Annotated in this window: 22 protein-coding genes and 1 tRNA gene; 13 read left to right on the top strand and 10 right to left on the bottom strand. The window is 39.2% G+C overall.

Annotated features, from left to right (window positions below; all coding sequences use genetic code 11):
- Positions 1 to 14: 14 nt before the first annotated feature.
- The 3 genes from IQ230_RS13595 to menA all read right to left on the bottom strand — a co-directional run bounded on the left by IQ230_RS13595 (position 15) and on the right by menA (position 3,332).
- On the bottom strand, positions 15 to 1,376 hold the full coding sequence (locus tag IQ230_RS13595; RefSeq protein WP_193932508.1) for a 2-succinylbenzoate--CoA ligase: 1,362 nt from the start codon (positions 1,374 to 1,376) through the stop codon (positions 15 to 17).
- Positions 1,361 to 2,329 (bottom strand): o-succinylbenzoate synthase, encoded by a 969-nt coding sequence (locus tag IQ230_RS13590; protein WP_193932507.1) that lies wholly within the window; start codon positions 2,327 to 2,329, stop codon positions 1,361 to 1,363. Before IQ230_RS13590 ends, IQ230_RS13595 begins: the two co-directional genes overlap by 16 nt.
- 97 nt (positions 2,330 to 2,426) lie before the next feature.
- Positions 2,427 to 3,332, bottom strand: a complete 906-nt coding sequence (gene menA / locus IQ230_RS13585; protein WP_193932506.1) for a 2-carboxy-1,4-naphthoquinone phytyltransferase — start codon at positions 3,330 to 3,332, stop codon at positions 2,427 to 2,429.
- A gap of 334 nt (positions 3,333 to 3,666) precedes the next feature.
- On the opposite strand from menA, the gene IQ230_RS13580 reads away from it, so the two are divergent.
- Positions 3,667 to 5,079: an isochorismate synthase gene (locus tag IQ230_RS13580; protein ID WP_193932505.1), complete on the top strand. Its 1,413-nt coding sequence runs from the start codon at positions 3,667 to 3,669 to the stop codon at positions 5,077 to 5,079.
- Between the two features lie 29 nt (positions 5,080 to 5,108).
- Here the strand turns inward: IQ230_RS13580 and IQ230_RS13575 are convergent, their stop codons facing one another.
- Entirely contained in the window at positions 5,109 to 6,407 is a 1,299-nt protein-coding gene (locus tag IQ230_RS13575; RefSeq protein WP_193932504.1) for a glutamate-5-semialdehyde dehydrogenase, read from the bottom strand.
- Positions 6,408 to 6,648: 241 nt separating this feature from the next.
- Here IQ230_RS13575 and IQ230_RS27685 point away from each other — a divergent pair, with 241 nt between their 5' ends.
- Entirely contained in the window at positions 6,649 to 7,281 is a 633-nt protein-coding gene (locus tag IQ230_RS27685; protein WP_322742409.1) for a hypothetical protein, read from the top strand.
- Positions 7,282 to 7,308: 27 nt separating this feature from the next.
- Positions 7,309 to 8,643: a M48 family metalloprotease gene (locus IQ230_RS13570; RefSeq protein ID WP_322742411.1), complete on the top strand. Its 1,335-nt coding sequence runs from the start codon at positions 7,309 to 7,311 to the stop codon at positions 8,641 to 8,643.
- A 40-nt stretch (positions 8,644 to 8,683) separates the two neighbouring features.
- On the opposite strand, the gene IQ230_RS13565 is transcribed toward IQ230_RS13570, so the two are convergent.
- The 4 genes from IQ230_RS13565 to IQ230_RS13550 all read right to left on the bottom strand — a co-directional run bounded on the left by IQ230_RS13565 (position 8,684) and on the right by IQ230_RS13550 (position 10,945).
- Positions 8,684 to 8,842, bottom strand: a complete 159-nt coding sequence (locus tag IQ230_RS13565; RefSeq protein ID WP_193932503.1) for a hypothetical protein — start codon at positions 8,840 to 8,842, stop codon at positions 8,684 to 8,686.
- A 203-nt stretch (positions 8,843 to 9,045) separates the two neighbouring features.
- Positions 9,046 to 9,495 (bottom strand): DUF2141 domain-containing protein, encoded by a 450-nt coding sequence (locus IQ230_RS13560; RefSeq protein WP_193932502.1) that lies wholly within the window; start codon positions 9,493 to 9,495, stop codon positions 9,046 to 9,048.
- A gap of 19 nt (positions 9,496 to 9,514) precedes the next feature.
- Positions 9,515 to 10,375, bottom strand: coding sequence for a nucleoside triphosphate pyrophosphohydrolase (gene mazG / locus IQ230_RS13555; RefSeq protein WP_193932501.1), 861 nt, complete (start codon positions 10,373 to 10,375; stop codon positions 9,515 to 9,517).
- 9 nt (positions 10,376 to 10,384) lie between these two features.
- Positions 10,385 to 10,945: a metal-binding protein gene (locus IQ230_RS13550; RefSeq protein ID WP_193932500.1), complete on the bottom strand. Its 561-nt coding sequence runs from the start codon at positions 10,943 to 10,945 to the stop codon at positions 10,385 to 10,387.
- Positions 10,946 to 11,036: 91 nt separating this feature from the next.
- On the opposite strand from IQ230_RS13550, the gene IQ230_RS13545 reads away from it, so the two are divergent.
- A tRNA-Val gene (locus tag IQ230_RS13545) sits at positions 11,037 to 11,109 on the top strand.
- Between the two features lie 27 nt (positions 11,110 to 11,136).
- Here the strand turns inward: IQ230_RS13545 and IQ230_RS13540 are convergent.
- Positions 11,137 to 13,308, bottom strand: a complete 2,172-nt coding sequence (locus tag IQ230_RS13540; protein ID WP_193932499.1) for a GumC family protein — start codon at positions 13,306 to 13,308, stop codon at positions 11,137 to 11,139.
- A gap of 2,432 nt (positions 13,309 to 15,740) precedes the next feature.
- On the opposite strand from IQ230_RS13540, the gene IQ230_RS13535 reads away from it, so the two are divergent.
- On the top strand, positions 15,741 to 16,607 hold the full coding sequence (locus tag IQ230_RS13535) for a WecB/TagA/CpsF family glycosyltransferase (protein WP_193932498.1): 867 nt from the start codon (positions 15,741 to 15,743) through the stop codon (positions 16,605 to 16,607).
- A 219-nt stretch (positions 16,608 to 16,826) separates the two neighbouring features.
- Positions 16,827 to 17,783 (top strand): phosphoribulokinase, encoded by a 957-nt coding sequence (locus IQ230_RS13530; protein ID WP_193932497.1) that lies wholly within the window; start codon positions 16,827 to 16,829, stop codon positions 17,781 to 17,783.
- Positions 17,784 to 17,859: 76 nt separating this feature from the next.
- Here the strand turns inward: IQ230_RS13530 and IQ230_RS13525 are convergent, their stop codons facing one another.
- A complete protein-coding gene (locus IQ230_RS13525; protein WP_193932496.1) occupies positions 17,860 to 18,555 on the bottom strand; it encodes a GntR family transcriptional regulator in 696 nt (231 codons plus the stop codon).
- A 220-nt stretch (positions 18,556 to 18,775) separates the two neighbouring features.
- On the opposite strand from IQ230_RS13525, the gene IQ230_RS13520 reads away from it, so the two are divergent.
- From IQ230_RS13520 to IQ230_RS26670, 7 genes are all read left to right on the top strand, one after another.
- Positions 18,776 to 19,855 (top strand): ABC transporter substrate-binding protein, encoded by a 1,080-nt coding sequence (locus IQ230_RS13520; RefSeq protein ID WP_193932495.1) that lies wholly within the window; start codon positions 18,776 to 18,778, stop codon positions 19,853 to 19,855.
- A 68-nt stretch (positions 19,856 to 19,923) separates the two neighbouring features.
- The gene (locus IQ230_RS13515; RefSeq protein ID WP_228054891.1) at positions 19,924 to 20,571 is read left to right on the top strand and encodes an ABC transporter ATP-binding protein; all 648 of its coding nucleotides are present in this window, start codon (positions 19,924 to 19,926) and stop codon (positions 20,569 to 20,571) included.
- Entirely contained in the window at positions 20,528 to 20,689 is a 162-nt protein-coding gene (locus tag IQ230_RS26675) for a hypothetical protein (RefSeq protein ID WP_228054889.1), read from the top strand. Before IQ230_RS13515 ends, IQ230_RS26675 begins: the two co-directional genes overlap by 44 nt.
- Before the next feature lie 41 nt (positions 20,690 to 20,730).
- The gene (locus tag IQ230_RS13510) at positions 20,731 to 21,015 is read left to right on the top strand and encodes an ABC transporter permease (RefSeq protein ID WP_228054887.1); all 285 of its coding nucleotides are present in this window, start codon (positions 20,731 to 20,733) and stop codon (positions 21,013 to 21,015) included.
- 112 nt (positions 21,016 to 21,127) lie between these two features.
- Positions 21,128 to 22,171 (top strand): aromatic ring-hydroxylating dioxygenase subunit alpha, encoded by a 1,044-nt coding sequence (locus IQ230_RS13505; protein ID WP_193932494.1) that lies wholly within the window; start codon positions 21,128 to 21,130, stop codon positions 22,169 to 22,171.
- A 14-nt stretch (positions 22,172 to 22,185) separates the two neighbouring features.
- Positions 22,186 to 23,226: an aromatic ring-hydroxylating dioxygenase subunit alpha gene (locus tag IQ230_RS13500; RefSeq protein ID WP_193932493.1), complete on the top strand. Its 1,041-nt coding sequence runs from the start codon at positions 22,186 to 22,188 to the stop codon at positions 23,224 to 23,226.
- A 180-nt stretch (positions 23,227 to 23,406) separates the two neighbouring features.
- A complete protein-coding gene (locus IQ230_RS26670) occupies positions 23,407 to 23,622 on the top strand; it encodes a hypothetical protein (RefSeq protein ID WP_228054885.1) in 216 nt (71 codons plus the stop codon).
- Positions 23,623 to 23,624: the final 2 nt, after the last annotated feature.

Below are 23,624 nucleotides of genomic sequence, written 5' to 3'. Positions count from 1 at the left end.
CAGAGGAAAGAGGATTAAAGAGATTTTTCTTGGAGTATGTTTAAGGCGAGTTGTTGTAGATGTTGACGGTTAACTTTTCCTTGGGTGTTGCGGGGTAATATAGTGAGGGAAACCCAATGTTTGGGGATTTTGAATTTACTTAGTTTGTTTTTGAGAGTTGTTTGCAAGGTTGTTATGGATGTAGTTGATTTAGGAACATAGATTGCTGTTACTGCTTGTCCCCAGTGACGATCTGGAATGCCAACAATACAAATATCGTTGACCATTTTGGTATCGCGAATGGCTGTTTCAATTTCGATTGGATAAATGTTTTCTCCGCCAGTAATAATTTTTTCACTGCTACGTCCGATAATATTTAGATAGCCTTGAGAATCAAAATACCCTAGGTCATCTAATATTAACTCAGGTATTTCAAAAACATTAGGGTAATAGCCTAGGGCTAAAGATTTAGATTGAATTTTAATATTACCGATTTGGTTTTGTGTACTGCAAATTTCAACTTTTGCATGAGGCAGAATTTTCCCACAATTATCTTTTCCTTGTAAAAAGTCTTCTGGTTTGAGAGTTGCTATTTGCGAAGCAGTTTCTGTCATCCCATAGGTAAGTGCTAAAGGAATATTTTTGGATCGGGCTTCTACTAATAGTTCATTCCATGCTGGCGCACCACCCAATAACACAGTTTGAAATTGTGCTAAGCGATCGCTAACTCGTGCTTGTAATAGTCGTTGTAGTTGCGTTGGTACTAAAGAAATAAAAAATTCTACAGGGTTGACTTGATATTTTCCTTGATATTCTAGTTGCTTGAAGTTTTGAATAACTAACTTTCCTCCGCTTGTAAAAGAACGAATAAACTGCATTAATCCACTGACGTGATACAGTGGCAGTATGCAGTAAGAATTAACTTGCTGAAGTTGAAAATATTGTCTAAAACCTATTACTGATGCTATGAGTGTTTCCCAGGTGTGAATGGCAAATTTTATTTTACCTGATGAGCCACCAGTGGGAATCATGATTTGTTGGGTAATTGGTAATTGATAATTGGTTATTGAAACTTGTTTGCTAGTAATGGGTAGTTTGTCTAAGTCGTCATTTGCTAAAATGATGTCAGGTTGAACTAAGTCGAATACTTGTTGCCATTCTTGTTCTCCCCAGTCAGGGTTACATAGAAAAATAGGATAGCCAGCTGCACAAGTAGCCATAAAATAGGCTAAAAATTTTGTTGGTTCTCTCTCAGCTATAAGAATGTTAGGAATCTGTGTTCGAGGCTGAGTAATTTGTGAGTAGATCTCCTCAGTTAACTGCGGTAGGCGATCGCTGTTTTCACAAAGTAAATGATTCTCTATGTAGTTTGTAAAATCCTCTAGCGAGTATTCCATAAGTTTTCTAGCCAGTGACTATCCGCTTCTTGAAGCAAATGATCTACTCCAAATCCAATCGCCCGATGGGGAGAAGATAGTTCAGTTGCAAGTCTCAAAGCCGCTAACCTACCAATTTCAGTTTCAAAGACAGAGGAGAAGACTGCATCGATTTGATATTTGTGACAAAACTGGCGCAAACGTGAGGGAAAACCGGCGATCGCTGGCTTAATAATAAAAATTCCTCGCCAGCCTTTGTGATAACACTCTTGTAGTTGTTGGAGTGTTGCGACTGACTCATCTAAGGCAATTGCACATTTGTAGCTGCGACTCAACTCTAACATCACGGCAAATTCTGCTACTGCTAGTGGTTGTTCTAGATATTCAACTTCTACAGATATTGTTGGATCTTCAGAGGTGCGATCGCACCTCTGTAACCATAAATTCGCCTGGCTGTAACTCAATCCTCCATTAGCATCTAATCTCAGTTTCGCTGATACAGGTAATCGCATCAGTTTTTCAAAGATTTCTAGTTCTTGTGCGATCGCCTCAACGCCAATTTTCCATTTAAAGGTACGATAACCTTCTTCCCACAATCTCTGCCAAGCGACTAAAGCTGCGTTTCCCGCAGGTAACAACCCACAACACTCTAGATTATGTTCTCTATCCCTAACCTCTGCCAATGCTGACTCAAACCCGAACTGACACGCAGGTAGAGTATCAGGAATCGAAAAAATCATTTCTGGAGTTAATTCTTGTGGTAGCTGACAGCAGAAAGTCTCAGCTTGTTCTATCGTTTCTGAACCAAACCATCTTATCGGGGCAATTTCACCATAGCTAACTTTGCCCATCTTATCTGTAAAACGTAGGATAATTCCTGTGCGTACTTCCCAGTTACCATGACTTGTGTGCAAAGGTGACTGAAACTGCCTTTGATAGTAGCGAAATTCAAATTGATAAGTTGGTATTTTCACAGGCAGTCATTGAAGTGCTTAAGTAAAAAGCTAATTGCTAATCACTAATCGTTATCTATGACTAGCTATTCAATTAAATTGATATCATTACCCTTATTTAAGTTACTGATAGGATAAAACCTAAACCTAACAGTAAACTACTCCAAAAATGCATTTCTACAGCTAAGAATTTACAGTTGCTGACTTTTTCTGGTTGATTATAATATTCCAAAACATGACGAAATAGCTTCAATGCACAGGGTAAACTGATCAAGCTAAGTAACGTCCAAGTTGGAAATATCCCAAACAGTACGAAGAAAATAGCGAGAATATAGATACTACCACCAACCCAAGGCAAAATTTGCGCGGATCTTTTTGTACCAATACGGACAATTGGCGATCGCTTTCCAGCGGCTAAATCGTCTTTTACTTGATGAAAATGCGAACAAAATAAAATTAAACTTGTCACAATCCCTACAATGACACTTGCGGCTAAGCTCGTCAATGACCAAGATTGAGTTTGACTATAGTATGCTGCTGCAACGGCTAGTGGACCAAAACAAAAAAAGCAAATAACTTCTCCTAAACCCTGATACCCTAAACGAAAAGGTGGTCCTTGGTACATATAACCTAATAAACAGCATAACAAAATTACACCAATTACGGTTAAATCTTGTTGCCACCAAGCAATTAATAGTATTCCTAATAACCCCAAAGCTAAACAGAAATTTCCTAACCAAAATACAAATGATTTATTTCCTGTTAAATTAACAAGAGAATGAGCTTTATTTTTATCTATTCCAGTTTCTGAATCAAATACATCATTGCTTAAATTCTCCCAAGCAAGAATGAAGATAGCTGCTGCTATAAATGTAGAAAATACTGCTGGATGAAAATATTTAGTTTCAGCAAAGGCAACCGCACTTCCTATCCATATTGGCATAATTGCCACACTGTACATCGGTGGCTTAATTGCTGCCATCCATAGTTTGGTATTTGGATATTCTATCAGTTTTGTAGTCATTATGTTAGCTTAATTCAACTGCTAGATTACATGAAAGTTGTTATATTATTAAACTTTCTTTGTAGTAGCTAAAATCATCATGTTTTTAATAGAAAATTATAAAGAAATATTTGAATATTGTCGATTTTGTAACATAGTATGAGATATTAAACTGCAATGATGATGTACTTTGACAAAGAAGTCTTATACAGCAAAAGCCCTCCCAAGCCTGCCTAGTAGATTGTCACTAGCCAGCAGAGTGGTTAATCACAGCATAAGTATGCTACTAGAAATGCACCACGGTTAATCACAAGTCAGGAAGAAAACTTTAAAAAAATTTACTTTTTCGACATCCATGCCAGTTTTACCGTGTCGCCCTAATACGTTTCTTTACCACAATGAGCTATACCAGTTTCTTTCACATTGTCAACAAAATTGTGCAGTAGATTCTTCACATATAGTCAGTATTTCTCTTGAAGTTGAGAACGTCGATCCGTTAGTAGCACTTCAGGAAATAGCGCAGCCAAATCAACTAAGTTTTTACTTTGAGAACAAAAGTAATCAACAAGCGATCGCTGCTATTGATGCTGTTGCCCAACTACAAACTGATGGGGTAAATCGTTTTTCTCAAGTGCAAAAGTTTATTGATTCATGCCTTGATAAAACTATTCAAGTAGCTACAAGTAATCAAGTTTCTACAGGACCTCACTTTTTTTGTAGCTTCAGTTTCTTTAATGAAACGTCTCAAATAGATTATCCTTTTCCAGCAGCTACTATTTTTCTACCTCGCTTGCAGATATCTCGCTGTAGCGATCGCTGTATATTAGTTGCAAACTTCTTAATAGATAAGGAGACAAATTTAAGTGGATTATACCAGGAGTGGTGTCAAAAGATTAAAACAATAAACTTATTAAAATTTCAAAATAATTTAAAAAATAATTATAAGTCGATCATTCACAGCCAACAGATAAAAAACATTAAAAATTTTAAACAATCAATTACATCTAGTTTGAAGTTAATTGAGTCAAATTACTTACAAAAAATCGTTTTAGCACATCCTCTTGATGTAGTTTGTGACGAACCTTTTAGACTATTTCACTCTCTCGATAACCTGCGTAACATTCATCCAGGATGCTACATTTTTGCAGTTAGTAATGGTAATGGACAAAACTTTATTGGGGCAAGTCCAGAACGTTTAATTAATATTAATAATCAACAATTAAGTACCGACGCATTAGCAGGATCAGCACCGCGCGGAAAAACTTTAGCAGAAGATACTAGATTAGCGAATTGTTTATTGAATAGTGAAAAAGAAAGACACGAACATCGCGTTGTGCTTGATTTTATTACTCAGTGCCTGTATCAATTAGGGATAGTGCCACAAACCTTACCACCTCGACTGCGGCAACTCTCTAATATTCAGCATTTGTGGACGCCAGTTCAAGCAAAATTACCAGCAAATGTGCATCCTTTAGAAATTGTTGCTGCACTACATCCTACTCCTGCAGTAGCGGGTGTCTCGCGCGATGTCGCTTGTACGAAGATTCAAGACTATGAGACGTTTGAACGTGGTTTGTATGCTGCACCTTTGGGCTGGCTTGACGATCAAGGAAACTGTGAGTTTATTGTCGGAATTCGTTCTGCTTTGATTGATGGCGATCGCGCGAGACTTTATGCTGGTGCGGGTATTGTTGCGGGTTCCAATCCTGATCGCGAAATTGCGGAAATTCAGCTTAAACTCCAAGCCTTACTCAAAGCTTTAGTTTAAGAAACACAACTAAGGTGCTTATGCCACTTTTAGTCCAAGTCTTTGTGAGTAAATAACTTAGAATTTTCACCAGTGTAAGTTGCCACAACATGACCCTCGCCAGTCAGTTTGTACTTATAAGTTACTAAACCTTCTAGTCCTACAGGACCGCGAGGCGGTAGTTTTTGTGTACTAATTCCGACTTCAGCACCAAAACCGTAACGGAAGCCATCAGCAAAGCGTGTGGAACAATTATGAAAAACTCCTGTTGCGTTAACTTGCGCTAAGAAAGTATCCGCTGTTTCTGCATTTTCAGTCACGATCGCATCCGTGTGTCCCGAACCATATTCATTAATGTGTGCGATCGCATCTGTTAAAGAATCGACAACCTTAATTGATAAAATCAAATCGCTGTATTCAGTTGACCAGTCGGTTTCTGTTGCAGGTGCAATATCCAAAATTTTGCGAGTTTCTACATCACCGCGTAATTCAACATTATGTTGTTGCATCGCTGGGGCGACAAGTGTTAAAAATGCTGGTGCGATCGCTTGATGAATTAACAAGGTTTCAATTGCATTACACGCCGCTGGATACTGCGTTTTTGAATCTATAGTAACTGCTACGGCTTTACTTAAATCGGCTGCACGATCAATATAAAGATGACACACACCATCAGCATGACCTAACACAGGAATGTGCGTATTTTCCTGTACAAAGCGCACAAACGAATTAGAACCTCTAGGAATGATCAAATCAACAAATTGATCGAGTTGCAACAATTTCAGTGTTTCTTCACGGGTTGTCAATAACTGGACAACATCAGGACTAATTACTGTTTGAGACAATCCGAGATGAATTGCTTTAACAATAGCCTCACAAGAGCGTGTTGCTTCTTTACCACCCTTAAGAATGACACCATTTCCTGATTTTATCGCCAAAGCGGAAATTTGAATTGCTGCATCAGGACGAGCTTCAAAAATGACACCTAATACACCTAAAGGACAAGTCACGCGCTTGAGAATTAAACTATCATCAAGCTGACGATGAATTTGCACTTCCCCTACTGGATCGGCAAGTTTTCCGACATCACGGACTCCCGCGATCGCACTTTGCAACTTCGCTCTATCTAACTTCAGCCGATGATACAGTGGTTTAGGAATTTTATCGTATGCTGCTGCACAATCCGCCGCATTTGCTGCCAAAATTTCATCTGTAGCTGATTCTAAAGCTTGCGCGATCGCCTCAATTGCCTGATTCTTCTGTTCAGTAGATAAAACTGCTAATGTTTGCGCGCAGTCACGAGTTTTGCGGGCGATCGCAGTTAAGGGAAGGTCAATTTGAGTAGTCATAACATTACAATAATGACTGCTTTACAATCCTATCAATCATTGTTCTCATTCGTAATGATTGCCTCCGGCACCTTTGTGCGCGAACGTAGTTCTTAATTAACTATTTCCCACTTCCTGTGCGTTTAGTCAGGTTCTTTCAAGTCATAATTTACACAATCTTCATTAAACTGCTCCAAATTGAGCGCAAGTATTCTTGAAGTTCTGGGTATATATAAAAACAAGAACTTACAGAGGCAATCTTATGTCTCCTCAATTTGAATTATTACAAACAGCCGTAGAAGCTTACCAACAACAACGTTACTACGATGCAGTAGAATTACTAGAAAAATATTGCAATAGTAGTATCAAACATAACAATAAATACTATCTACAAGCACAGTTTTGGTTAATCAAAGCGTACCAAAAAACACATCAAAAGCAACAAGCGATCGCCTTGGCAAAACAGCTAGCAACTCATCCCAACTCAGAAGCCCAAAAGTGGGCAAAGCAGGCACTTGATTTAAATAATCAATCGCAATCCCGTATTAAACACAGTAAACCGAAACGAGCTGCACAAGCAGGAATCAAACTTGCCATAAGCGGTGTTGCGAGTAATCTTGCGCTTGCCTCCGGCGTAACTATAACATTGCTCTTAGGAATGGTGTTCGTCTTATTTTTAGCACTGACATTCATCCTCAGTAGCGATAATCCTACCAGCGGATTGATGGTTGCGATCGTTGGGACACTCGTATTCAATACCGCAGCCTTTTTCCTATCACCACTACTCATGGACTTGATGCAGAATTCGCTGTATCATACTCGCTGGGTATCTTTAGCAGAAGTACAACACCAGAGTCCAGAAGCTGCCAGAATCATTCAGCGTATCTGTGCCTAACAAAAGCTACAGCAGCCCAGATTAGGAATTATTGACGATCAAAACCCCACTGCTTTTACCTATGGTTCGCTACCGAATACAGCGCGTTTAGTCGTCAGCCAAGGACTTTTCACATACTTAGAAGACGACGAAATTGCTACAGTATACGCGCATGAACTCGGTCACATTGTCCACTGGGACTTTGCTGTGATGACGCTGGCGTCAACTCTAGTCCAAATCACTTACTTAATTTATACCTTTGCTCGCAGGTTAGGAAGAAGTGGTGGTGAAAAAATTAAAAATGCCGCAGGTACAGCTGCAGCAGTAGCCTACGTGTTTTACATAGTCGGAACTTATCTACTTCTTTACCTCTCACGCACGCGCGAATACTATGCGGATCATTTCGCGGCTGAAGCCACAGGTAATCCTAATGCACTATCTCGCGCTTTAGTCAAGATCGCCTACGGTGTTTTAGAAGAAAGTAAACACGCTGCTGAACCAAGCCGCTTAATTGAAGGTACTCGTGCTTTAGGTATCTACGACGCCAAAGCTGCGACAGCAACCGGAACCGCGTATCAAATTGCGCAACCGCAACAACTAGGGCGTGTTTTCTTGTGGGATATGTTTAACCCTTGGGGTTGGTTCATGGAATTCAATTCCACCCACCCCTTGACTGGAAAACGCGTCCGTGCTTTGAGTACTTATGCCGAACAACTAGGATTAGAAACTGAATTTGATTTTAGTCGTGTTGTTGCTGAGGGTAAAAGTCTTGATAAGAAAAAACTCTACGGTAACTTTGCGTTAGATGTCTTACTTTATGGTGCAGAAGCGATCGGAATTCTTATTGGTCTTGTCGTTGGTTTACTACTATTTTCTGCCGAAATTGCGAGTGGAACAGTTATCCTGACAACAGTTCTCATCGGTTTTGGCATAGGAACTTTAATTAAAACAGCGGTGATGTTTCCTGATTTTCAATTTACCGCTAGTTCTGATGTTCTTAACTTAATGTCTGATCCCTACGCAAGTCCCTTGCGCGGTAAACCAATCCGACTTAAAGGTGAATTAATTGGGCGTGGTGATGCTGGCTATCAGTTTGGTTCTGATTTGAAGCTACAAGACCGTACAGGTATGATCTATCTACGCTATGCTTCGCGCTTCGGTGCGTTTGGAAACTTCTTTTTTGGTATGAACCGCGTCAAAAACTTAATTGGTTCCCCAGTGAGTACCGTTGGTTGGTTTCGCCGTGGTGTTATGCCCTGGCTAGATTTAGCGCAGTTGCGCACCGATGCAGGTACTGTTGTTAACAGCTATCACCGCTTTTGGTTGTATGTTACAGGAGGTGGTGCAATTATTTTAGGTTTAGTGATACTACTACTCTTTTAAATCACTCCTAGAACACAACTAGGGAGTGAAAACGCACTTCCTAGTTTTGTATTACTGGTGAAGTGGGTGAAATATAAGGCGTATAATCACTACGATAGTTTGTAAATCCCAAGTATCCTAAAAACAGTATTAAGCCGACTAAACCAACAAATAGTTCGAGGCGCAAAACTACGCTAGCACTGTACAAAAGCTTACCCATTGCAATCTCAGAACTTACCACAAACTCACTAATAAATAAATATAACACTAAAGTTTATGTTTTCGTCAACAATTATTTAGATTACGGTTCTAGATAATATGCGATCGCGTTAAAATTTACTGCTCTCAACAATATCAAATCGCTGCCAATGTACTTGCATATCCTCATGAATACAACTACTTGATTCTACAGTTTTGATGTACTTACAAATATCGCATATTGACTCTAATTGTTGTATCTCCCTCAACACTGAAACTAGCATTACTAAATTTTGGTGCGCCAATTTTTACAGGAGGATTATTAGAAATTGCAAAACCTTCTCTGGGAATCCCTAAGAAGTTTGTATTTAGTTTTTGGTCATTATTTTCATCGTGAAATACTGTTACCGCATAGCTTCCAGGCTGTAGTGCATGAAATTCTGCTATTACTGAAGAACCTTGAGCATTCGTGCAACCACTTTGAATCACACCAGCAGCATTCCGCGGAAAACCTTTTTCTTTATCGTAAAGTCGAAAGCAAACTTGACCTCTCGGACGGGCAATTCTATCTACAACTACGGTTAACTTGTGGCTTGGTTGCGCCACTGTTGTACTTGCGATGAAACTGGTAGAACTTGCGATCGCCAAGCTGAAAACTTGCAATATTTTTACCATAAAATATATTTACTTAAGACTAAACTGCATCTTCAGAAGAATGGATATTTTTAGCTAATTTGACTTTAGCTTGTTGCCATAAATTTTCTAATTCTTCCAGCGTATACTCAGACAAAGGTCGCTCTGCAAAAGTTTCCATTTGGATGATACGTTGGACAAATCTTTGATTGGTTCCTTGTAATGCTGCTTCAGGATCGAGTTGATACCATCGTGCCAGGTTAATAATCACAAACAACAAGTCGCCGAGTTCTGCTTGTTGTTCTGGTGAATGATGTGCGATCGCTTCTTGAAATTCGGCAAGTTCTTCGTGATATTTTGCCCACACGCCCTCAACGTTTTCCCACTCAAATCCCGCCGCTGCGGCTTTTTGAGAAATTTTCATTCCTGCCATGAGTGGCGGAAGCGATCGCGCATATCGACTCAGTTTATAACCCAACTTTTGGGCATCTGTCAGTGATGTGCCTTTTTCTGCTGCTTTGATTTGTTCCCAGTTTTGCCGCACTTCATCGACATTTTGAACACTGACATCACTAAAGACATGAGGATGACGGCGAATCAGTTTCTGAGTAATACCTTGGGCAATTTCTTTCAGACTAAAGTTACCAACTTCTGAGGCAATTTGTGCTTGTAACACAACTTGTAGTAGTAAATCTCCAAGTTCTTCAGCGATCGCATCTCGATCTTGAGTACGAATTGCGTCTACCACTTCATAAGCTTCTTCAATCACGTAGGGAATCAAAGTTTCCGGTGTTTGTGCTAGATCCCACGGACAACCACCATCAGGCGATCGCAGTTTTGCCACAACATCAATAAGTTCTTGTATCGCTACCAAAGTTTCGTCAGTAGCCTGCGGTTGATTTGATTTTTGAAAGTGAGTCATCCGAAAACGCTATTTACGACGTTTGAGTTGTGTTGGACTTCCTTTACGTTTCTTCATTTTGGCACGATTTTGTTGTAACCGTTTATAAGCAGAACTACTCCAATCACTCAAAGAATGACTCATTGCTCCCAATTCGAGTCCGGCAAACAGATAGAACCATTCTGCTGGGTTTTGTGTGAGCGATCGCCTACTTTCTGTAACCAACTGTTGCCAAGTTAATTCCACACCCCAAATCAAGTGCGCCACTCCCAGGCAAAAAATTCCTATAAGGGTAAGCCAAACACCTAAATACAATATTCGCACAGTTGTTCCAATCAATAACCCGTGTGAAAAAATCGAGCGATGTCGTAATGCTTTTTGGTAGGGTAACCAAATCCACCGGAAGTAACCCCAACGTTGGTATTGTCTAGAGTACAGATCCAAATCTGGACCAAACATTAAGCCACTAAAGAGATAGGCTCCAGCCACAATCAAAGTTAAGTTACCACTCTGAGTATGAAAAAAAGTCAGACTAGTAATCAGGGGTAAGCCCCATAAAGTAATGCGATCGTGCGTTCTACCAGAGGGCATTGAGTTTAGTTAATGTATTCAGCAAAATATTTTGCAAAAATACTAGCTTTTCTGGCAATGATTTGCTACTATAAATACTTGCGTACAAAACGGGCGGTTAGCTCAGTTGGTAGAGCGCCTGCCTTACAAGCAGGATGTCACTGGTTCGAGTCCAGTACCGCCCATAGCTTTATTTAATCACCGTTTTGATTTTACTCTTTAGTCAGATTAGCAATCAGCCCTAAAACTGAAGAGCTTGATAGCTTAAGTCTTTCTAATGATTTCTTCAAACATGAACGGTTTGTTTTTGTCAGCCCTACAACTAAAATGCTGGCATCAGTTTGTGTAGCTATTATGCTACTATCTGCAAATTCCAAGAGCGGTGGTGTGTCATATATGACAAAATCAAATGTAGAGTAAAAATCCTTGGCTAACAATTGCATTTTCTGCGAAGCCAGTAGATTAATAGGATTAGGTGGAACTTGTCCAGCCGTCAAAACAAAGAAGTTATCCACCAAAATTGGTTTGGCTATCTTTAATTCTACATCGACTGAATTGTAACCTTCAGATGTCATTAATGTATTAGGCGATCGCTGAATCACATCTTGAAAATTTAACTCGTCAGCAATCACATTACTCAACCCTTTCGTATTTGGTAAGTTCAAAAGTTTATGAATTTTAGGATGACGCAAGTCTGCATCTACTAACAATACTCGTTGACCCATCGCTGCGATGGTTTGCGCTAAATGCACAGCAATAGTAGAGCGACCATCTCCAGAAGCCGCTGAGATAATTGAAAGCGATCGCGCAGGTGTATCAAAGCTAAGGAAACGAATGTTGGTATATAAAGAGTGTAATGATTCTTGATAAGCTTCATGATACCGCTGATGAGGAACTTCAGATAAAAGTGGGATGTTAGTTATTGCCTTAACTTCGTCACTTGTATAAAAGACATTTTTTAACTTATCTATTAATAACGCAGCCATAATGCCTAAGATTAAACCTAGAGCTGTTCCTAAAAAGAGAACTTGCTTAACACTCACTGTAGATGATCTAGGTTGAGTTGGAGGGGTAAGTAACTGCCAAGGACTCTGCTTTTGTGCAGCATCGATCCGCAGCGCTTCTCGCTTAGTCAAAAACTGATTAAGATTATCAACTGCAATTTTGAGTTGTCGCTCTAAATCGTCATGTTGACGCACAAGTACAGGAAATTGTTGAAACTGTTGTCTCAAAGATTTTTCTGCTTGTGTCAATGCTTGACTTTGAGCCTTTAATGCTTGTATTTGGTTTGCAGTATCAAAAGATTGCTGAGTTTGTTGCTGACGTAATGAATTAGGGGATGCTAAAGTTCTTGACTCAAAGATACTACTAGGTACTTTATCTAACAAGACCCGTCGTCCTTCTTGTTCAATTAAAGGAAGCAAATTTCGCTGTTGGTCGCGTAGTGCTTGAATTTGGGGACTATCTTCATGATACTTAGCTGACTCTACTGCAATCTGACTTTCTAATTCCTGTAATTGGTTTAACAGATTTTGGTAGCGAGGAGCCTCGCTTAAAGCTGAAGCAGTTTTAGCTTCATTGGGTTGAAGTTGCAACTGATTTTGCAAGGTACTGTGGAGTGATTGAAATTTAGCTAACTGTGTTTGTGTTTCCAATCGCTGCTGAACAATTTCATGTAGCTGATCGGCAAGTTGCTTGCCTTGATTTGCGGGATCAATGAGATTGTACTTTTGACGGAATGTTTGTAGTTGTTCTTGCAGTGTTTCAACTTGCTGTTGTAATTGTGGTAACTGCTGTTCTACAAATTGAATACCTTGGCGGACATCTGCTTGACGCTCTTCTAAGCTGTATGCTACGTAGGCTTTAGACACTATATCCAAAACTAGAGAAACCTTTTCAGAGTCTGGAGCTTGATAACTAACCTCTAAAACATTTGTCCCTTGGATCAAGCTGAAATCAAGCTTTGGCGGATCATACCCTGGATATCTCGCTTCAATTTCTTTGACGATAGGAGACATTATTTTAGGACTTTGTAAAATCCTAATTTTAGTTTCATCTACACCTTGAGACTGCTGACCCGCTTCTTCATTTAAAAGCGATGGTGTTAATTTATTTTCAACAGTCTCTGGTGTAATCAAAAGTTCAAACTTAGCTTGATAAGTCGGAGTAATCGACAAGGCAAAAACTAAAGAGGTAGATGCGATCGCAGTTGTTATACCAGCAATAACAATAATTCTTCTCCGTAAAGCCCTGAGTAACTGACCAAGCTCTAAGCCACCTTCATCTCCTTCCTGTGGTTGAGCTGTATAAACTACAGGTAAAGATTGAATTGATTTACCCTTCTTCTCTGGTAGTAACTTCGGAAAGTAGCTTTGAGTTTCCATTTCAATTTCAATATCTCTGTTATGTCAAATTTATATAAAAGATATCTGGTCAAGTTAGATATCTCGAATTAAGATCAAAATCAATAACTTTAAACCTATAAGCTTTTAATAAAAAATCAATAATTAAGTATTTCAAAAAACATTAATTAGCAGCGAGTAAAACTAACTGTTTATAAAGAAAGACTCAAGTCAGTAAAGTACAATAATATATTCTCAATCATAGATTACAAAATATAGTTTCATATAAACTTTATAGATTGATAGTACCATGTAAAGCTTAAGTAAATCTTACTTATTATAGTAGCAATTTTTCTTTCTTTGATTATGATAGTACAGAATTAATTCATGTTTTTTATACTTATTTGTTGTAGTAAAGTAGTTTAAGTCATGATTCAAGTATAGATAGTGCTAAGTTTATAAATAGTATTAGTTTTTTTAAAACTAGAGTTGTTTAAGTTTTTAAACGAAATGAGTTTGATAGATTTCTATTTATTTTGTTCAGTAATCAAAACTTACTAAAATTGACGTCAGAATTTCTTGATATTAGTATAATTAGAGATTTATTAATTCTATTGTTTTCAAGAAAATACTCACCCAGCTTAGTTTATTAGTTGCTTAAAGTATGTTTCAAAATTTATTTACAGAATTATCGATGTTATTAGTTATCATTAATTTTACATAAGAATATGTAGATGCAACAAAGTAGAATATGTTTCTATATATAGCTATCCGGAGTAAAGAATATTAACTGCCAAATTCATATATGCATATTTAACCACATCACGTACCTTTTACTTGAAAAAATAGTGTATCAAAATCTACTCTGGAATAGAGCGAGTAAAGGCTCATTACTTAAGTTAATCTATCACTTCTACAACTCAACAGAAGGAAAAATTAAGTTTTATTGATTTGAGATTCTTGGGTTCTCTATTGAAGACTTTTATCACTTATTAATAATCTTATTTCAGTTGTTTGGTATCCATCAAATTACTACTGTAAAAAACACTGCTTTGGGCGACTTTTCCATACAGCTAATTTCTCATAAGATGGAGACTGCACATAGAGATGCAAAAATATATAAAATTATTACGCATTTACCGCAAGGAGACGATATACTCCTGGGCAAATCTTTGGTTAAAGGTACGGATTTTAGTGATGAAGAATGACAGCAAATTACTTTAGGAAGAGTGTTGCTAAATATTGAAGCATAGTCGTGAGCTGAACTCATTTGTACTTATTAACATCTAGATTAGAATTAAGTTATTAAGTAAGCTATGTGCCGAGCGATAAGTCAATACTCTTTTTAGATCTTCTGCTAGCTAGTAACTTAGTTAAACTACTTATCTCTCTTGGAATCATAAAAAGCGTGTAAACTGACTCCATAACACAGCTACTTACTACGCAAGTTAAACACCAAATAGCCTTACAAGTGTTTATTTCCTTAAATGAACTAGAAAGTTTTCCTTTCATATTAAAAGAAGAGAACACTTACAGGATTAAATTTGGCATATCTTTCATGCAACACTTTACCTAAAGGGCTTTCTCTTATTCGCTGCAATATAAATTTATTTTGAGAACAAGCCTGCTTGTTCTTTTTTCAGTAGTTTGTTTGCCCATTCTCAGTAGTCAAAAAGTGCCTGCAGGATTTACTACCTTAAATTATTGGAGTTATAATAAAAAAATATTTAATCTCAAAGTTTTTAGAAAGCTTTTGCAAATTGTAAATTATTAGTACTTGTTTTTCATACTAATAAAGATAATTTATATTGCATTAAATTAATTTATGTATTACATTTTTAGCTATAGAATTAGCTTGTTAATAATCTAAAATTATAACTACAACCATCTATATAGAGTGGATTAATTATATTGAACAAGATAAATATAAAATGAATTTATACACTCTTTACAAAGGATGAAAATAAACACTCACAATAAACTTATTAATGTCTTTTTGCTTAAGAGCAAGATGCATTATTAAGATAATATTTTACTTAGAATTTACAAACAAATCTATAATATTTAAGCTGGAAATTCTAGAAACAAACAAAATAAGCAATTTCAAGCTTACTAACAAAAAAATCATCATTCTGTAGATATATTTTTTTTGTAAAAAAGCATTTTTTGGTTGCCTCTAATACTATCGAACATTTAAAATTTTGAATATAAATAATGCATAACATACTGTTTTATGCAGATGTTTTGACTTTCGTTCTACAAAAATAAATTCAATACTGAAAACATTTAAGAGTAACCTGCATAGCATTCTTATTAAGTTTCGGTATTGCTGTAGCAACTTGAGTAATACTCAAGTTTGTACTTCTTTTTTGCTTGTTTTGCTGATTGAAAGCATTCTTGCAAATCAGGTATCACTTTATGTCTGCAGACAAAATGATTTGAACATACATTTTATTCTTCATTTGTACTAAAATATGTCCTTAGCTTTAGCAACAGTCACAACCGAAAAATATTATTTACAAATTGTTAAGACAGTTGTCAATGTAATTGACTTACCCGTTACTGCTCTTTCATTAAAAGAACAGCTCGAAATAATCCTCAATTGGGCTAGTCACTTTGAAAGTAAAACTGTCTGCGTAGCAAATGTCCACATGTTGATGGAAGCTTGCAAAAATCCTAATTTTTCCACTGTTTTAAAAGATGCAGATTTAGTTACACCTGATGGCATGCCGTTAGTTTGGATAATGAAATTAATGGGAGCGCCTTGGCAAAATCGAGTAGCTGGTATGGATATTCTTTTATCTCTGTGCCATCTGGCTCCAAAAAGAAATACTAGTCTTTTCTTCTTAGGTTCCACAACGAAAATATTAGAAAAGATGAAAGAAGAAATACATGATAAGTTTCCTGATTTGCAAATTGCTGGTATGGAGTCTTTACCTTTTAGACCACTTACAGAAGAAGAGGATAGGGCAATTATTCAAAAGATTAATAGTAGTGGTGCTGGAGTGGTTCTAGTATCCTTAGGATGTCCAAAGCAAGAGTACTGGATAGACCAACATAAAGGAAAAATTCATGCTGTGATGATTGGGTTAGGAGGAGCATTTCCTGTATTTGCTGGAATTCATAAAAGAGCGCCTTTTTGGATGAGAAATATGGGGTTAGAGTGGTTGTATCGCCTGATTCAGGAGCCTCGCAGACTTTGGTATCGCTACTTGACAACCATTCCGCCTTTTCTATTTCTAGCTTCAGTACAGTTAATAACGTCAAGGCTGAGTATTTGGCAAAGAACGACAAATTTATGGAGTCAATTTGTAAATAAAACTGCCACAAATAAAGCGTAGGCGATCGCTCAGTGCAAAAACATAAACTTCATGCAATATCTGCTTGAGTAGGACTTTGCGAGCGCAAATCTACGCAGTCAAGCGTACTGAGCAAGATTTACTTCTTGGTTATAAGTAGATATAGATATTGAGATGGTTCTTGAGTTGAGTTCGATTACTGCTTAAAATGATAAGCATTTCACATATAAGCAGTAGACGCTCTCTTGTCCTGGAGGAATCATGAGCCATCGCCCTATTATTCTTGGTATTGTTGGAGACAGTGCTGCTGGTAAAACTACATTAACTAAGGGAATTGCTCAAGTACTTGGACCAGAGAATGTTACAGTTATCTGCACAGATGACTACCATCGTTACGATCGCCGTCAGCGGGCTGAGACAGGCATTACAGCACTGCATCCTGACTGCAACTATCTTGATATCATGCAGCAACATTTGTCCTTGTTACGTACAGGACAACCAATTCTTAAGCCTATTTATAGCCATAAAACAGGTACTTTTGAGCCACCGCAATACATCAAGCCCAGCAAGTTTGTCATTGTAGAAGGCTTGCTTGGTTATTCTACACGAGGTGCGCGAGACTCTTTTGATGTCAAAGTCTACCTTGCACCACCGGAATCACTGCGTGCACAGTGGAAAATTAAGCGCGATACACAAAAACGAGGATATACACCAGAGCAAGTAAAAGCAGAACTTGAAAAGCGCGAGCCGGATTCCGAGCAATTTATTCGTCCTCAGCGCCAATGGGCAGATGTTGTCGTGAGTTTTTATCCTCCTGGCAATAGCCCTGATCAAGGTAATGGTCACTTGAATGTACGTTTAGTATTGCGTCCGACTATCCCACATCCAGATTTTACACAAATTTTGAATATTATTAGTAGCCATCCTCATCCAGCAGTTCGCTTAGATTTAGATCGAGATATGAATAAGCCTGTAGATGTCTTGGAAGTTGATGGTCATGCAACATCTGAACAAGTGGATGAGTTAGAAAAGATCATCTGTAATGATATGCCACCTCATCTATCACATTTTTGCAGCCGCGAAAGTAATCCTGAGTTAGGAAAGGTTGCTGGTACAACTGGAGAATCAATTCAGAGTTATCCTCTTGCCATGACGCAACTCTTAATTACGTACCATATGCTCAAAGCAACACAAATTTATCAACAAGTTCCTGTTTAGATGAGTAGCTACTATTAGCGGTACTAAAGCTACCAGCTAACTGCTAATAGCTTTAGTTACTGAGCTTTTAAATTACTCAAGTCATATATAATCGTGCGATTCCTTCTTTGATAACCTCAACGAGTTGCTCTTGTCGCAGACTGACATGGGCAGACATACAGTTTACAGCAGCTTCTACATTGCGTTTCTGTATAGCTTTTAAGATGAGTTGATGTTCGTCGCAAGTATTGTGACGGTAATGGACTTTTTCCATAGAAATGAGACGTAGATAATGAGCGCGAGCATTAATGGCTTGTAGTGAGTGCAACAGTTCTGCGTTTCGTGACAACGTTGCGATCTGCTCGTGAAAGCGTTCATCACACTGAGCGCACTCAAGCGGTGATAACTCACCAAATTTTTGTGATGCTGTCTTCCAAAGCGTCACTAGCGTGCTTACTTCAGCATCGGTAGCCCTCTCTGTAGCTAGCTTTGCACTCATCATTTCTAAGCCACACCGCACCTCATATAAATCGAAAATCATTTTGGTATCAAGTGCTCGGCAAGAAAAGCCGCGACGCGGCACGAAATCTAATAACCCCTCTGCTACTAAACGGTTCAGCACTTCCCGCAGTGGTGTGCGGCTCACCCCGAAAGATGCTGCTAGTTCTACTTCATTGAGCGGTTCTCCAGGACGAAATTTATAATTCATCGCCATTTGCTTCAGTCGCTCATAAATGCGGTCAACGCTGCTATTGCTAGATTTGCGAACTATTGGTTTTGAACTGTTCATCATCAATTCCTGATAAAAGTGAGCAATAACGGTAGCCAGTGATACGGAAATCTCTCTTATAAACTTTTACTCTTTTGTATACAAACTTGTATTTGTTTCTGTATTTAGCACTGTATATTATAGAGTACTCGAATATTTAGCGATGCATCTTTAGTTACTAAGCATTGTTGCCAAGGCTTGCTAAAAATATTTGGTTTATTAGCCCTTTTGCAAAAAACCTTTCATGCACAACTCTAAACTTTCATCTTTCCAATTCGCTTTGAATCGCCGCAAGTTTCTCAAGTATGGATCGCTAGCATTAGGAACTGGACTACTCTCAGCTTGCGTCGGTACCTCAAATAGCACAACCAATGCAGGAAGCACAAGTTCTACAACATTTAGTAAATTGAATAAAGTTATCCTTGGGACAAGTTGGTTTGCTCAGGCTGAACACGGCGGCTTTTATCAAGCCGTTGCAACAGGACTTTATCAGAAACATGGATTAGATGTATCCATTAATATGGGTGGTTCTCAAGTAAATGGCAATCAACTACTCATGGCGGGAACCATTGACTTTAAGATGGGATATGCGATTGAGGCGATCAAGGCAATTGAGTCAGGACTTCCCAAAATCACAGTTGCTGCTATGTTCCAGAAAGATCCTCAAGCATTGCTAACGCATCCCAACGCAGGTAACGATAGATTTGAGGATCTAAAAGGTAAAAAGATTTTGCTCTCTACTATTGCCCACACGACTTTCTGGCCGTTCCTCAAGCAAAAATATGGTTACAGCGATAGTCAAATTGGTGTTTATACCTTCAATGTGGGTTCTTTTGTCGCAGATAAGAGTTTAGTTCAGCAAGGGTACATTACTTCAGAGCCTCACAAAATCGAGCAGGAAGGCGGTTTTAAGCCAGTAGAACTATTAATGGCAAACCACGGTTACACACCATATAGTTCTACTATTGAAACAAAACGCGAGTTGGTGGAAAGCAATCCTGACTTAGTACAGCGGTTTGTGGATGCTTCGATTAAAGGCTGGTACAGCTATCTAGAAGATCCGGCTCCTGCAAATGTACTCATTAAACAAGACAATCCTGAAATGACAGATGAGCAACTTGCTCATAGTTTGAGCAAAATTAAAGAATACGGCATTGTCAAAAGTGGTGATGCAGAAACGTTTGGCATTGGTGCAATGACGCAAGAACGCTGGACACAAATTTATACCGACATGGTTGAGGCAAAAGTATTCAATCCAAATGTGAACTATCAAGAAGCCTTCACGCTTGATTTTGTCAATAAAAGTGTGGATGCATACGTATAAAGCTAAATGTCTTTTGGCTAAGAGTAACTTGCCTAAATTTACCAAAATTGATCTCTGCAATAATCACTATGCATACTTCGCCGATCATTTCCTTAGAAAACATTTCTAAAACCTATGTGAATGGGACGATCGCTCTTCAGGATTTAAATTTAGAAATTACTCCTGCAACACTTGTGAGTTTGGTGGGACCATCGGGTTGTGGCAAAAGTACCGTATTACGCTTGATTGCTGGATTAGGCAATATGAAAACAGGCGCGATCGCCTGGAATCACACCCATAATCAACACAGGCTAGCTTATGTGTTTCAAGAAGCAGCATTATTGCCTTGGGCTACTGTACTTGATAACGTGTGGTTGCCATTGAAACTAGCAAAATTACCCAAGCGACAAGCCCTAGTGGCAGCATCAGAAGCGATCGCTCAAGTAGGCTTAACTGGATTTGAACATTGCTATCCCCGCGAACTTTCTGGCGGGATGAAAATGCGCGTTTCTATTGCTCGTGTGGTGACTCAGCCCGATATTTTACTCATGGATGAACCTTTTGGTGCATTAGATGAAATAACCCGCAGTAAGCTCAATACCGACATTTTGAACTTGCAACATCAGATGCAACTAACCATTATTTTTGTCACTCATAGCGTGTATGAAGCAGTCTACTTACCGAGTAGTCATAATGGCAGCGCGTCCTGGTCGAGTGACAGAAGATATTGCCATTGATTCGCCTTATCCTCGCGACGAAAACTACCGCACTTCTCAGACCTTCAACCGCTACTGCCGTATGGTGTCGCATCACTTGTCGGAATCGGCTAAAGATCTTGCAGCAGTTGCAGTGTAATTCACTCTCTGTGCTTGCTGTCCCTTGCATTACCCCTCACTATGACTCTCCATCGTTTGCCCTACTTTCTAGCAGGGTTACGTATTAGTGGTGGTTTGGCACTCATCGGTGCAGTTGTAGCAGAGTTTGTTGCTGAAACTGGAGGCACTAATTCAGGGTTGGCTTACCAAATTCTGATGTCAGGATATAACTTGCAAATTCCACGCATGTTTGCCGCATTGCTTTTAATTACCCTCTCAGGAATTGCCATTTTTACCTTGTTGAGTTGGTTCTCAAATGCTTTGCTCAAAAATTGGCACGAAAGTGTAATGATACGCGAAAACTAACAACTTAAATCTTGTCCTCATCTTGTCTCCAGATGAGAGCTATAGATCAAAGTTCTCCCCTGTCCCTCTGCTTCCTTTGCTCTCTTACTTGTATCAACTTGGAGAATAACTTGTGCTAGTTACTCAACAGCCTATTTTGCGGCGTTTCTGGTATCCAGTTGTGCCGATCGCCCAACTTTCTACTGAACATCCCTACCCCTTTCAACTGCTTGGTCAAAAAATTGTATTGTGGTTAGATTCATTAAAACAGCCTGTTGCTGTTGCTGATAAATGTTGTCACCGATCAGCACAGTTGTCAAAGGGCGCGATCGCCAACGGTTGTATTCGCTGTCCTTATCATGGTTGGGCTTACAACAAAGAAGGTAAATGTGTTGATGTACCGCAATTTAAGTCACAACCAATTCCTGTTAGTTATCAAGTAGCTGCTTTTCAGTGTGTGGAACGTTATGACTACGCTTGGGTGTGCTTGGGCGATCCTTTACACCCAATTCCCGCTATTCCTGAAGCTGATGATTCCAGTTTCCGCATGATTCACGAATTTTATGAAACCTGGCAGGTGAGTGGACTGCGGGTGATTGAAAACTCCTTTGACAGTGCCCACGGACACTTTGTTCATGCTAGTTCTTGGGGCGATCAGGGCAATCCAGTGCCGCCGCCAATTGATGAAATTACAGAAACTGAGACAGGGTTTGTCATGAAGCATTGGCTAGAAGTGCTAAACCCCGAACTACAAAAGAAAAACTTGGGCATTGCCACTGAAAAAACGATTCGCACAAATGAACGACGCTGGTTTATGCCGTTTGCCCGTACCCTGAAAATTCAATATCCTAACGGACTGAACCACCTAATTTTTACTGCCTACACTCCAATTGACGATCGCACTTCTCAACTCGTGCAATTTTGTATTCGTAATGATACCGAAGCGGATGCTCAAGCTGCTGATATTATTGCTTTTGACCGTCAGGTAACACAGGAAGATCGCGACATTTTGGAAACTACCGAGTACGACGCACCTCTTTGTTTAGCAGAAGAACAGCATATGGCATCAGATAAGCCAGGTATTATCATTCGCCATCGCTTAGCAGCATTGTTAAGAGAGTATGGCGAGGTAGAACAACGGCGATCGCAATCCACTTCAACTGCTGTGCAATCTTAAGGAGTCACTTGCTAATGTTAGTAACGCAACAACCCGTCCTCAAGCGCTTTTGGTATCCTGTAATGCCGATTGTTCAACTGTCAAGCCAGCCGCAATCATTTCAGTTGTTAGGACAAGCGATCGCTCTTTGGCTTGATGCAGAAGGGCAACCTGCTGCTATTTCCGATCAATGTTGCCATCGTTCGGCAAAACTGTCGAAAGGAGAGATTATCAATGGCTGCGTGCGCTGTCCTTACCACGGTTGGTCATTTAATCGGCAAGGAACTTGTGTTGTGGTTCCTCAACTTAAACCTAAGCAATGCGTTCCCACCAGTTACCAAGTACCGTCGTATAATTGTGCTGAACGCTATGGCTATGTATGGGTGTGCTTGCATGACGAACCACTGCTGCCTATCCCGTATATTCCGGAAGCAGAAGATGCTACGATGCGGCTAATTCCCCAATTTTATGAACCTTGGCAATGCAGTGGACTGCGTTTAATGGAGAACTCCTTCGACAATGCTCACTTTAGCTTTGTTCATGCAGAATCATTCGGCAATCAGCAACAGCCTGAACCAGCCTCATCTGAAATAAGTTCTCTAGAGTATGGTTTACAAGTTCAAGCAACGGTTCCTGTAGTTAATCCACCAAGTCAGCGCAAAAACCTCAAGATTGAGGATGAAGTTACAGTGCGTTATGTGGTTTCAACTTGGTATATGCCCTTCAGCCGCACTTTGAAGATTACTTGCCCTAATGGATTAATGCATCTCATCTTTACTGCTGCAACTCCTGTCAGCGATCGTATATCTCAGGTTGTGCAATTCTGTATTCGTAATGATACCGAAGCAGATGCTAATGCTGCTGCTATTATCGCGTTTGATCGGCAGGTGACGCAAGAGGACAAAGTCGTGCTAGAAACTACAAATTATGACACACCATTAGATATCAATGCCGAACAGCATATGCCTTCAGATCAACCAGGTATTATAATGCGACGCAAGCTAGCCGCTTTACTCAAAGCGCATGGTGAAGTAGAGCAACGCTTAGAAATGCTGGTGTCATCTATTTCTCTTTGAGCTATGAATATCCGGTTAGTGCATCAAGGCTGGTAAATAGTCATTGGTAATAGTATCTAGTCCTCAGTTACAGATTACCGGTTACTTATTACCTGACAATAGCCAATAATCAACAAGTTGTCGCGTTCGCCAAGCATTAGAAGCTCTCTATATGTCCAAACAATTACGAATTACAAAATCATGTCTGTCTTAATTCACGATGTCTTGATTCCTGATGACGACTCGACAACCTCGGCTTCTGTTCAATTAAAGGGCGATCGCATTTACGAACTTATTCTACGACTGATTCAATTACTGTATCCGATGATAGCTATATTGATGGACGTAATAAGTTACTTTTACCAGGATTTGTTAATGCTCACACGCACCCCTCTCAGGTGTGGCAACGAGGACTGATT

The organism is Gloeocapsopsis crepidinum LEGE 06123 (assembly GCF_015207655.1).
In the GTDB taxonomy this organism is placed as follows: domain Bacteria; phylum Cyanobacteriota; class Cyanobacteriia; order Cyanobacteriales; family Chroococcidiopsidaceae; genus Gloeocapsopsis; species Gloeocapsopsis crepidinum.
Note: the sequence above shows the minus strand (reverse complement) of the source record. Positions and strands in the feature narration are given on the sequence as shown.